Below are 11256 nucleotides of genomic sequence, written 5' to 3'. Positions count from 1 at the left end.
GGCAGCCGCGCTCGGCCTCACGTCCTACGCGGTGCCCGCGGAGTACGGGGGCGCTGGCGTCGGCGCCGTCACCTCGGCCCTCGTGTCCGAGGAGCTCTCCTGGGGAGACCCGGCGCTGGCGGCGACGATCGGGGCGACGATGTTCCCGGTCCGGCCGCTCGTCGCCTTCGGCACGGAGGAGCAGCGCGCCCGCTGGTTGCCCCGTCTGGCGTCGACGGACGGGTGCCTCGCCGCGATCGCCTTCACCGAGGTCGAGGCGGGATCCGATGTGTCGGCGATCCGCACCACGGCGCGGCGCGACGGGGACGCGTTCGTCCTCGACGGCGAGAAGGTGTACATCACGAACGGCGGCATCGCGGAGCTGACCGTCGTCTTCGCACGCCTCGACGACGCGATCACCGCGTTCGTGGTGGAGCGCGGCGATCCGGGAGTCCATGCGGGGCGCGTCGAGGACAAGCTCGGCCTGCGGGCGTCGCACACCGGCTCGCTGCGGTTCGACGCTGCCCGTGTCCCGGCCGACCGCATCCTCGGCGACGTGGGGCAGGGGTTCCTGATCGCGATGGACTTCTTCGAGCACTCGCGGCCGCAGGTCGCTGCCTCTGCGGTCGGGCTCGCCCGTGCTGCGCTCGAGTACGCGACCGCCCATGCGCGGGAGCGGACGACGTTCGGGCGCCCGATCATCAGCCGGCAGGGTGTCTCGTTCAAGCTCGCGGACGCCGCGATCGCGATCGAGGCCGCGCGGCTGCTCACCTGGCGCGCCGCCGCCGCGCTCGATGCCGGTCGCGACGCCGGGCTCCTCGGCTCGTACGCGAAGGCCTTCGCCGCCGACACCGCGATGCGCGTGACGACCGATGCCGTGCAGGTCCTCGGCGGCGCCGGGGTGATGCGCGACCACCCCGTGGAGCGGTGGCTCCGCGACGCCAAGGTGCTGCAGATCGTGGAGGGAACGAGCGAGATCCAGCGTCAGATCGTCGCGACCTATCTCGCGCAGGGCTGGGACGAACGACCCCGCTGACGCGGCGTCAGGCGCCGGCCTCCGCGTCCGCGAGCACGTCGACGAGCCACGCCGGCACCCGGGTCGGGCGGTGGCTCGCCGCGTCGACCGTGGCGTGGGTCGTGTACCCCTCGGCGACGACGACGTCGCCGTTCGTGACGACGTACTCGTAGCGGAAGCGCGCACCCCTGACGTCGCGACAGCGCGTCCACACGGTGAGCACGTCGTCGAACCCGGCCGTCGCCCGGTACTCGAGGTGGACTCCGGTCGTCAGCGCCTCGATGCCCGCGTCCTGGATCCGGCGGTAGCCGCCGGCGTACGCCTCGAGGTATGCGATGCGCGCTTCCTCGAGCCAGACGACGAACGACGCATGGTGCGCGATGCCCTGAGCGTCGGTCTCGGCGAAGCGGACGCGCACGGCATGGGAGAAGGGGTAGCCGACCACGGGCCGACACTACACTCGCACCGTGTCCGCCGATGCGCTCGCAGCGTTGATCGTCGACCACGGTTCGTGCGTCGTGCTCACGGGCGCGGGCATGAGCACCGAGAGCGGGATCCCGGACTTCAGGTCGGCGACCGGGCTCTGGGCAGAGGTCGACCCCTTCGAGGTGGCCTCGATCGACGCCTTCCGCCGTGATCCCGAGCGTGTCTGGCGCTGGTACGGCGGTCGCATCCAGGCGCTGCTCGACGCCGAGCCGAACGAGGGCCACCTCGCGCTCGCCGCACTCGAGCGCGGCGGCCACGTCCGGGCCGTCGTGACGCAGAACATCGACACCCTCCACACACGCGCGGGCAGCGAGGAGGTCGTCGAGGTGCACGGCTCGATCAGGCGGGCGGTCTGCCCCATGTGCGGCCTTCCCGAGACGCTCGACGCCGTGCTCGAGCAGCTGGAGGCGGGCCCCGTCCCGCACTGTCGGTCGTGCGGCGCCGTGCTCAAGCCGGACGTCGTGATGTTCGGCGAGCTGCTCCCCGCGACGGCGTTCGCGCGCGCCGAGCAGCTCGCACGGGACGCAGGCCTGCTGCTCGTCGTCGGGTCGTCGCTCCAGATCTGGCCCGTTGCGGGGCTCCCCGAGGAGACGCTCGCCGGGGGCGGCGACGTCGCCGTCCTCAACGCCGAGGAGACGCCCTTCGACCCGAGGGCTACGCTCGTCGTGCGCGGCCCGGCGGGCGCGACGCTGTCGGACATCGCCGCGCTGCTCGTCGAGGGGGCGACGTGAGCGCGTCGCGGCGGTACGACGTCCTCGTGATCGGTTCGGGCTTCGGCGGGAGCGTGGCCGCGCTCCGCGCTGCCGAGAAGGGCTACACGGTCGGCGTGCTCGAGGCGGGACGGCGGTTCGGGCCCTCCGACTTCCCGCGCTCGAGCTGGGACCTCAAGCGCTTCCTCTGGATGCCTCGCCTCGGATGCCTCGGGATCCAGCGCCTCACGCTGCTCCGCAACGTGCTCGTGCTCTCCGGTGCGGGAGTGGGCGGCGGCTCCCTCGTCTACGCCAATACGTTGATCGAGCCGCTCGAGGGCTTCTGGGACGACCCGCAGTGGGCCGGCATCACGGACTGGCGTGACGAGCTCGCTCCCCACTATGCGGTGGCCCGGGCGATGCTGGGCGCGGCGCCGGTCCCCGAGGACACCCCTGCAGACGGCGTGATGCGGGTGATCGCCGACCGACTCGGGGTGGCCGAGACCTACGCGCGCACGGAGGTGGGGGTGTGGTTCGGCGAGCCGGGCGCCGTCGTCGACGACCCCTACTTCGGCGGCGCCGGGCCCGCGCGACGGGGATGCATCGCGTGCGGCGGCTGCATGATCGGCTGCCGGCACGAGGCGAAGAACACGCTCGACCGCAACTACCTGTGGCTCGCCGAGCGGCTCGGGGCCGAGATCCACGCCGAGCGGGAGGCGGTCGACCTCGCACCGCTCCCCGGCGGCGGCTACGTCGTGGTCGCGCGCCGGCCCGGCGGCCGCCACGGCTCGCTGACGCGATACCGGGCCGATCAGGTCGTGCTCGCCGCCGGCGTGCTCGGCACGTTGCGGCTGCTCCTCGCGGCGCGGGACCGCGGCCGCCTGCAGCAGCTGTCGCCGCGGCTCGGCGACAACGTCCGGACGAACTCCGAGGCCGTCGTCGGTGCGTCCACGCCCTCGCTCGGCGTCGACTACTCCCACGGCGTCGCGATCACGTCGGCGATCGTCCCCGATCCCGAGACACGGATCGAGCCGGTTCGGTACCCGCCCGGCTCGAACGTGATGGGGCTGCTGGCGACCGTGCTCGTCGACGGGGGAGGGCGCGTGCCCCGGCAGCTGCGCTACCTCGGCGAGATCGCTCGCCGCCCGCTCGCGTTCCTCAGGGGGCTCTCGGTGCGCCGCTGGTCGCAGCGGACGGTGATCCTGCTGGTCATGCAGACGCGACCGAGCGCCCTCCGGGTGCTGCGACGCCGGGGGCGCCTCACGACCGAGCAGGGCGGCGATCCGGTGCCGAGCTACATCCCGATCGCCAACGAGGCCGCGCGGATCGCCGCGGACGTCATCGGCGGTGATCCCGGAAGCGCCCTCAACGAGGTGCTCCTCGACGTGCCGATCACCGCGCACCTGATCGGCGGCGCCTGCATCGGGTCGACGCCCGAGGCCGGCGTCGTCGACGCCTACCACCGTGTGTTCGGCCATCCCGGCCTCCACGTGCTGGACGGCGCCACGGTGAGCGCCAACCTCGGCGCCAACCCCTCTCTCACGATCGCAGCCCAGGCCGAGCGCGCCCTCGCGCTCTGGCCCGCGAAGGGGCAGCCCGATGCGCGCCCCCCGCTCGGCGCTCCCTACGTTCGTCTCGACCCGGTGCGCCCGGCCGGGGCGACGATTCCCGCCCGCGCCCCCGTCGACACCTGACCCCGGGGGTGGTCAGGCTCGGCGGGAGCTGCTATCACCAGCGACATGCGGGTCGTGGTGGTGGCGGGGTTCCTGGTCGCGCTCGGGGGTGCCCTCGTCGTGGGGCTCATGTTCCGGTCCGGAGAGCGCCCCGCCCCGCCGCGCGCGCCCGAGCGCGTCGCCGCCGCGGAGCCGGAAGCGCCGGTCGCACCCGCCCCGCCGGTTCGGCCTCGCGCGTCCTGTCGGGACGGCGCCGTCGTCTCGATGCGCGACGCGCGCACCGCCCACGCGGCGCAGGCACGGCGAGCCCTCGCCGCGCTGACGGCACCGGGCGGCACCGTCGTCTCACGCTTCGCGAAGCTCAACGCGAACGGCGTGCCGACGGTGTTCGGCATCCTCGCGGCCCGGCTCGACGCCACGTGCGCCCCCACCTGGTACCGCGTCCAGTTGCCGCTTCGACCGAACGGGCAGACCGGCTGGGTGCGTGCCCGCGACGTCCGCGTGACGGTCGTCGACACGCGGATCGTCGTCGATCTCTCCGAGCGACGCGTGACGCTGTTCAAGAACGGTCGCCCCGTGCTCGACGTGACGGCGGCGATCGGCAAGGCGGGGACGCCGACGCCGACCGGCCGCTACTACGTCAACCAGCGCCTCCTGGCCGCCGATCCCTCCGGCCCGTTCGGGCCCGGAGGCGTCGGCATCTCGGCCTTTTCACCGACGCTCCAGGAGTGGGTGCAGGGCGGTCCGATCGCGATCCACGGCACCAACGCACCCCAGCTGATCGGCCAGGCCGTGTCCTACGGGTGCGTCCGGATCCGCAACGGTCACCTCCTGCGGCTGATCGACCTCGCCGTCGAGGGCACGCCCGTCGTGATCCGCGCGTGATGCAGCACGACCGCCTGCCTGCTACGAATGTCGGCATGGCGACCTCGAAGAAGAGCACCGACAAGGACGGGGCGATCACGCGACTCGCCTCGCGCGGCGAGGCGACGCTCTCCCGGTTCACCGACCTGCCGGGCGGGACGAAGGCGCTGAAGGCGTTCAACGACCTCCGCGAGCGGGTCGACGAGCTCGGGAGGAAGGTGCGCGGCATCGACAGGCTCGAGGCGCGTGTGGCGAAGCTCGAGAAGGAGCTCGCGGCGCTCAAGCGCGCGCAGAAGCCGAAGAGCACGACCGCCCGCACGACGACGCGGAAGACGACCGCCCGCTCGAGCACCCGCAAGGGCACCGAGCCCAAGAGCTGATCGTCAGGAGACCCGGTCGGGCGTCGCCCGGCCGCCCGGCGCGCTCCGCTCGCCGCTCACGGCCGGCACCCGGAGCCGCAGCGACCGCGGCAGGACCTCGAACCGCGCGGGCGTCGTCCCCGGCTGCTCGCCGTCGAGCTCGATCGGCAGTGGCTCGTCCGCGTCGACGTGGACGACCCGGCCGCGGAGGAGCTCGGCCTTCGGGTGGGGGAGGTGCGTCCCCCGGTAGATCTTCGGCATCGTCGTCACGAGGTCACGCTTGGTGACGTCGCCGATCGTGAGGACGTCGAAGAGCCCGTCGTCCGGCTCTGCCTCCGGGCAGATCTCCATCCCCCCGCCGAAGAAGCGCCCGTTCGCGACGACGACGTCGAACATCCGCCCTTCACGGGCCTCGCCGTCGACGTCGAGGTGCACCTGCGTCGCCGACCAGCGGACGAAGACGGCGAGCGTCGCCCAGAGGTAGCTCGCCTTGCCGCCGAACGCCTTCGACGTGTCGTTCGCACGCTGCGCGATCGCACCGGACATGCCGGCGCTCGCGACGTTGGCGAAGGTGGCGCGCCCCTCGCTCCCGTCCCACGCCCGGTACGTCACGACGCCGAGGTCGACGACGCTCGTCGACCCGCGGAGAGCCACGGCCGCCGCGTCCTCGATCCCCTTCGGGATCCCGAAGGTGCGGACGAAGTCCCACCCCGTGCCGCGGGGCACGACCGCCACCTCCGGGGGATCGTCGACGCCGGCGAGCCCGTTCGCGACCTCGTGCACCGAGCCGTCTCCACCGACGACGACGAGCAGGCGCGCCCCGTCGAGTGCGGCGCGTCGTGCGAGCTCTCCGAGATGTCCGGGGCGCTCGCTGAAGAACGTGTCGCCCTCGAGCCCGACGGCGGCCGCACGGTGTGCGAGCTCGGGCCAGCGGTGCCCCGTGGACCCGTTTGCGCTCGCCGGGTTGACGAGGAAGACGACGGGGTCAGACGGCGGCGGCCCGACCCCGTCGGTCATGTCGTGACCGAGTGGAGCGCGAGCTCGGTCATCTGGTCGACGGCCTGCCGCATCTCCTCGTCGGAGATGCGTATGAACTCACCCTCGACGATCACGTCGCTCACGATCAGGAGACAGCCCGTCTGGATGCCGCGCAGCGCCCCGAGCGTGAACAGCACCGCCGCCTCCATCTCGACGGCGAGCAGGCCACGCTCCGACCACCGTCTGACCTGATCGGGGTCCGGCTGGTAGAAGATGTCGCTCGACACGATCGGGCCGACGCGCATCCGCTTGCCGAGCGTCTTCGCATGGTGGACGGCGCTGTGCACGAGCTCGAAGTCGGCGGTCGGCACGTGCGGCTCCCCGCCGACGTAGTGCGAGGCCGTCGCATCGGCCGGCGCGGACGAGATCGCGCAGAGGAGGTCGCCGATCGCGAGGTCGGCCTGGAGGCCTCCGCACGTCCCCACGCGGAGGATCCGCTTGACCCCGAGCTGTGCGAGCTCCTCGATCACGATCGCGGCGGACGGGCAGCCCATGCCGCTCGCCTGGACGGAGACGGGGGCGCCGTTGAAGGTGCCCGTGTACCCGAGCATCCCTCGCTCGGCGTTGCGCTGGACGACGTCCTCGAGGAACGTCTCGGCGATGTACTGCGCCCGGAGCGGGTCGCCCGGGAGGAGGCAGGCCTCGGCGTAGTCGCCCGGATTGGCTCTCACGTGGATAGGCATGCGCGGAAGCCTACGCGGAGAAGGCGGTGACAGTCCGCGTCCTCCTTCGTAGAGTCTCCCCTCGTGCGCGGGAACGTCATCGAGCCGACGGTCGAGCAGATCCTCGAGTTCTGCGCCCGCGACCCCGTCGAGCGCGTCTTCCTGGAGGATGTCGCGCGGCGGAAGCAGGGGCGGTTCGCCGGGCTGGCCGGTGACGACGACGCTCTCCGGGCGCTGTGCCACCTCGGGACGAACGTCGTCCCCTCCGGAGACGGGTGTGCCGCGTTCGCGAAGACGGTCGGCCGCTCGGGGACGCGCATGCTGATCGGGGAGGAAGGGGCGGTGGGGGAGCTCTGGCGGGCGGCGCGCCGGCGCCTCCCGCGGCCGCGTGCCGACCGGCCCGGGCAGCCGGTGTTCGAGATCCGCGAGCCACCGCCTCCGGGAGCCTCGGCGCTGCGCGCCGCAACGCCTCGCGACCTCGACCTGCTCGTCCCGGCGTGCGCGGCGTCGCACGAGGAGGAGCTCGGCGTCGACCCGTTGCGCCGGGACGCGAACGGCTTCCGCTGGCGCACCCGGGTCCAGATCGAGGAGGGACGCTCGTGGATCTGGTCCGAGAACGGGACGATCCTCTTCAAGGCCGAGGCCTCGGCCTGGACGCCGTCGGCGGTGCAGCTGCAGCAGGTGTGGGTCGATCCCGACGCTCGTCGCCGCGGCTTCGCGAGCCGGGGCCTGCGGGACCTCGTGCGACTGCTCCTCGAGCAGGTGCCGACGGTCTGCCTGTTCGTCCGCGCGGAGAACACGGCTGCGATCGCGCTCTACGAGTCGATCGGCATGCGCCACACCCTCGACTACCGCAGCGTGCTCTTCTGACGCGCGTCGTGGAGCGCCTCCTCCTCGTCCGTCACGCGCACAGCGTGTCCAACCGCGACGGTGTCGTCAGCGGCACGCCGCCCGGGGAGGGCCTGTCGGCCGTCGGCGTCGAGGAGGCGCAGGCGCTTCGTGAGGCACTGCGCACCGAGCGGGTCGACGTGGGGCTCGCGACGGAGCTGCTGCGGACACAGGAGACGCTGCGGCTCGCCCTCGCCGACCGTCCGGTGCCGACGGGTGTCTGCGCCGGCTTGAACGAGATCGGGTTCGGGGCGTTCGAAGGCGGATCCCTCGAGCGCTACCGCACCTGGGCCTGGCGCAGCGCCCCGGATGCGCCGTGCCCCGGCGGAGGAGAGAGCCGCGCGGCCGTCGCGCTCCGGCTCGCCACGAGCCTCGAGCGACTCCTCGAGCGGCCGGAGACGGCCGTTCTCGCCGTCTCCCACGCCCTCCCCGTCCGCTACGTCCTCGACGCCGCAGCCGGTCGCGTGCCGCGGCGGCGCGTCGAGCCGGTCGCCCACGTCGTCCCGCTCGTGCTCTCCTCCGACGAGGTGGCGCGGGCTGCCGCGATCCTGGCGGGCTGGTCGCGCGCGCCGCGGTTTCGCGACGGCGACGACGCGTGACCGTCGTCGGTCGACCGGAGCATCGGCGGGCGTCCAGCGCTCGACGTCCACCGACCTCGCCGCTGCTGCGGCGATCGGGCCCGGCCCTGACGCCGGCCGAGTCGACGGACGGGGCCCGTCTGCCGCGCGTCCACGGGCCGCGGCGGCTCGACGCCGGACGACTGCGGCAGAATGGCGGTGTGGCCGACGACGTCCCGGCCCGGGTCGAGCGCCGCATCCGGGCCCACGACCTGATCCCGCCCGCCGGGGCGGTGACGTGCCTCGTCTCCGGCGGCGCCGACTCCACGTGCCTCTGGCACGTGCTCGTCGAGCTCGGCTACGACGTCCGGGCGGTGCACGTCCACCACGGCCTGCGCGGGATCGCGGCGGACGAGGACGCACGGCACTGCGCCGAGCTGATGGACGCCGACGTCGTCCACGTGACGCCGGACGCGCACACCGAGGCCGCATTGCGCGACGCCCGCTACGCCGGGACGCGCCGCTTCGGCCTCCGCGCGACCGGCCACACGGCGACGGATCAGCTCGAGACAGTCGTCTACCGGCTCCTGTCGAGCGGCTCGACGCGCGGGATCCGGGTGCGACGGGCGGACGGCGTCGTGCGGCCCCTGCTCGACGTCGAGCGCGACGAGACCGTCGCGTACTGCCGGGCCCGGAACCTGCCCTTCCGGCTCGACGAGACGAACCCGGACACGACCCGGGGCCTGATCCGATCGGAGCTCCTGCCCCTCCTCTCCAGGATCGACCCCCGGGCGCGGGCGAACCTGCTGGCGCTGGCCTCCGAGCGCCCGCGGCTCCCGCGGCGGCTCGAGTCGGCGCTCGTCGAGCTGCTCTCGTCGCGCGAGGGCACCAAGCGCGCCGACCTCGGCGGAGGGGTGCGTGCAGTGCGCGCGTACGACGAGCTGCGCCTCGAAGGGGAGGTGGAGTGGGGGCCGTGGTCGCTCACGAGCTCTCGCCCCGGCCTCGTCGTCCGCACGCGCCGACCCGGCGATCGACTCGCGGGCCGCCGACGGAAAGTGCAGGATGTATTCGTGGACTCCAAGGTGCCGCGAGGGGAGCGCGACACGTGGCCCCTGGTCGTATCGGACGAGGGCGTCGTCGCCGTGCCCGGCCTCGCCGAGGCGCCGGGCTGGGAAGGCGTCGTCACGACGCGGAGGACGGGGTCGTGAGCGTCGACCACGGCGTCGCGGAGGTCCTGCTCGACGAGTCGACCCTCCAGCACCGCGTCGCCGCCCTCGGCACGGAGATCAGCGCCGACTACGAGGGGCGCGAGGTGCTCCTGGTCGGTGTGCTCAAGGGCGCGGTGTTCTTCATGGCCGACCTCATGCGGCAGCTGTCGATCCCCTGCGAGATCGACTTCATGGCGATCTCGTCGTACGGTGCGGCGACGGACTCCTCCGGCGTGGTCCGCATCCTCAAGGACCTCGACGCCAACATCGCGGGTCGTGACGTCCTCGTCGTCGAGGACATCATCGACTCCGGCCTCACGCTCTCGTACCTGATGCGCACGCTGCGGGCCCGCCGTCCGGCGAGCCTCGAGATCTGTGCCCTCCTGACGAAGCCCGAGCGCCGCGAGATCGACGTCCCCGTGCGCTACGTGGGCTTCGAGATCCCGAACCGGTTCGTGATCGGGTACGGGCTCGACTTCGCCGAGCGCTACCGGAACCTGCCCTACATCGGCGTGCTCGACCCGGAGCTCGTCGCGTCGGCGGCACCGGCCGCCTCGTAGCGGAACCGTTAACCAGGCCCCGGGGGGGTCGGCGGCGAAAAAACATGCTGCTACGCTCCGAAAAGACCTGAGATGAATCGCTTCTTCCGCAGCGCGCTGTTCCCCCTGGTCGTGATCGTCCTGCTCGTCTACCTGGCGAGCCAGACGCTGATCTCCCGGGGCGAGGACGAGCAGAAGTTCACGTACTCGGAGCTGATCCAGCAGGCGGAGGCCGGCAACGTCTCCGAGGTCGTCTTCAACCCGAACCGCCAGCAGATCTCGGCGACCCTCGACTCGGGGACGAAGGTGAAGGTCAACTACCCGACGCCCGAGTCGCAGTTCGCGTTCCAGCAGGTCCTCGAGGATCAGAACGTCACCTTCGACTCCAAGGGGACGGGGTCGTCGGCCTGGTGGACGCTGCTCACGAGCCTGTTCCCGATCCTGCTCCTGATCGCGTTCTGGATCTTCCTCATGAACCAGATGCAGGGCGGCGGCTCGAAGGTGATGAGCTTCGGGAAGAGCAAGGCGAAGCGGATGTCCCCCGACTCGCCGAAGGTCACGTACAAGGACGTGGCCGGCGCCGACGAGGCGGTCGAGGAGCTGCACGAGATCAAGGAGTTCCTCGAGAACCCGAAGAAGTTCCAGGCGCTCGGTGCGCGGATCCCGAAGGGCGTGCTCCTGTACGGGCCGCCCGGCACCGGGAAGACGCTGCTCGCCCGGGCGACGGCCGGTGAGGCGGGCGTCCCGTTCTTCTCCATCTCCGGGTCGGACTTCGTCGAGATGTTCGTCGGCGTCGGCGCCTCGCGCGTGCGTGACCTCTTCGAGCAGGCGAAGCAAGCGAGCCCCTGCATCATCTTCATCGACGAGATCGACGCCGTCGGCCGCCACCGCGGCGCCGGGCTCGGCGGCGGTCACGACGAGCGCGAGCAGACGCTCAACCAGCTGCTCGTCGAGATGGACGGGTTCGAGCTGAAGGACAACATCATCCTCGTCGCGGCCACCAACAGGCCCGACATCCTCGACCCGGCGCTGCTCCGGCCCGGCCGCTTCGACCGCCAGGTCGTCGTCGACCGACCTGATCGGGCGGGTCGCGCCGCTATCCTCGAGGTGCACGCGCGCGGGAAGCCGCTCGACGAGGACGTCGACCTCGACACCATCGCTTCGGGCACGCCGGGGTTCACGGGCGCTGATCTCGCGAACCTGATCAACGAGGCGGCGCTGCTCGCCGCGCGGCGGGGAGAGAAGACGATCGGCATCGACGAGCTCGAGGAGGGGATCATGCGCGTGATCGCCGGCCCC

13 protein-coding genes are annotated in these 11256 nt (G+C 72.5%); 10 read left to right on the top strand and 3 right to left on the bottom strand.

The window, feature by feature from the left end; translation table 11 throughout:
* The coding region (locus AC162C_RS13825) for an acyl-CoA dehydrogenase family protein (protein ID WP_484098044.1) at window positions 1-1015 on the top strand (1015 nt) is incomplete at its 5' end.
* Between the two features lie 7 nt (window positions 1016-1022).
* Here the strand turns inward: AC162C_RS13825 and AC162C_RS13820 are convergent.
* The gene (locus tag AC162C_RS13820; protein WP_462975282.1) at window positions 1023-1439 is read right to left on the bottom strand and encodes an acyl-CoA thioesterase; all 417 of its coding nucleotides are present in this window, start codon (window positions 1437-1439) and stop codon (window positions 1023-1025) included.
* Between the two features lie 22 nt (window positions 1440-1461).
* Between AC162C_RS13820 and AC162C_RS13815 the strand changes: the two genes are divergently transcribed.
* Genes AC162C_RS13815 through AC162C_RS13800 form a run of 4 tightly spaced genes read left to right on the top strand, consistent with a single transcriptional unit; the run spans window position 1462 to window position 5086 of the window.
* Window positions 1462-2211: an SIR2 family NAD-dependent protein deacylase gene (locus AC162C_RS13815; protein ID WP_484098043.1), complete on the top strand. Its 750-nt coding sequence runs from the start codon at window positions 1462-1464 to the stop codon at window positions 2209-2211.
* The gene (locus AC162C_RS13810) at window positions 2208-3863 is read left to right on the top strand and encodes a GMC oxidoreductase (protein WP_484098042.1); all 1656 of its coding nucleotides are present in this window, start codon (window positions 2208-2210) and stop codon (window positions 3861-3863) included. The genes AC162C_RS13815 and AC162C_RS13810 overlap by 4 nt, the downstream gene beginning before the upstream one ends.
* Window positions 3864-3908: 45 nt before the next feature.
* Window positions 3909-4727 carry a L,D-transpeptidase gene (locus AC162C_RS13805; RefSeq protein WP_484098041.1) on the top strand — a complete coding sequence of 273 codons (819 nt, stop codon included), beginning with the start codon at window positions 3909-3911 and terminating at the stop codon, window positions 4725-4727.
* Between the two features lie 35 nt (window positions 4728-4762).
* Window positions 4763-5086, top strand: coding sequence for a hypothetical protein (locus tag AC162C_RS13800; RefSeq protein WP_462975278.1), 324 nt, complete (start codon window positions 4763-4765; stop codon window positions 5084-5086).
* Between the two features lie 3 nt (window positions 5087-5089).
* On the opposite strand, the gene AC162C_RS13795 is transcribed toward AC162C_RS13800, so the two are convergent.
* On the bottom strand, window positions 5090-6082 hold the full coding sequence (locus AC162C_RS13795) for a diacylglycerol/lipid kinase family protein (protein ID WP_484098040.1): 993 nt from the start codon (window positions 6080-6082) through the stop codon (window positions 5090-5092).
* Entirely contained in the window at window positions 6079-6786 is a 708-nt protein-coding gene (locus AC162C_RS13790) for a DeoD-type purine-nucleoside phosphorylase (RefSeq protein WP_462975276.1), read from the bottom strand. Before AC162C_RS13790 ends, AC162C_RS13795 begins: the two co-directional genes overlap by 4 nt.
* Before the next feature lie 63 nt (window positions 6787-6849).
* On the opposite strand from AC162C_RS13790, the gene AC162C_RS13785 reads away from it, so the two are divergent.
* From AC162C_RS13785 to ftsH, 5 genes are all read left to right on the top strand, one after another.
* Window positions 6850-7635, top strand: a complete 786-nt coding sequence (locus tag AC162C_RS13785) for a GNAT family N-acetyltransferase (RefSeq protein WP_484098039.1) — start codon at window positions 6850-6852, stop codon at window positions 7633-7635.
* Between the two features lie 8 nt (window positions 7636-7643).
* The gene (locus tag AC162C_RS13780) at window positions 7644-8252 is read left to right on the top strand and encodes a histidine phosphatase family protein (RefSeq protein WP_484098038.1); all 609 of its coding nucleotides are present in this window, start codon (window positions 7644-7646) and stop codon (window positions 8250-8252) included.
* 179 nt (window positions 8253-8431) lie between these two features.
* Entirely contained in the window at window positions 8432-9418 is a 987-nt protein-coding gene (gene tilS, locus AC162C_RS13775) for a tRNA lysidine(34) synthetase TilS (RefSeq protein WP_484098037.1), read from the top strand.
* On the top strand, window positions 9415-9978 hold the full coding sequence (gene hpt / locus AC162C_RS13770; RefSeq protein WP_462975272.1) for a hypoxanthine phosphoribosyltransferase: 564 nt from the start codon (window positions 9415-9417) through the stop codon (window positions 9976-9978). Before tilS ends, hpt begins: the two co-directional genes overlap by 4 nt.
* Before the next feature lie 72 nt (window positions 9979-10050).
* The coding region (ftsH, locus tag AC162C_RS13765) for an ATP-dependent zinc metalloprotease FtsH (RefSeq protein ID WP_484098036.1) at window positions 10051-11256 on the top strand (1206 nt) is incomplete at its 3' end.

It is taken from the genome of Gaiella sp. (assembly GCF_057140465.1).
The sequence above is the reverse complement of the archived record's forward strand: the minus strand, read 5'-3'. Positions and strand labels throughout refer to the sequence as shown.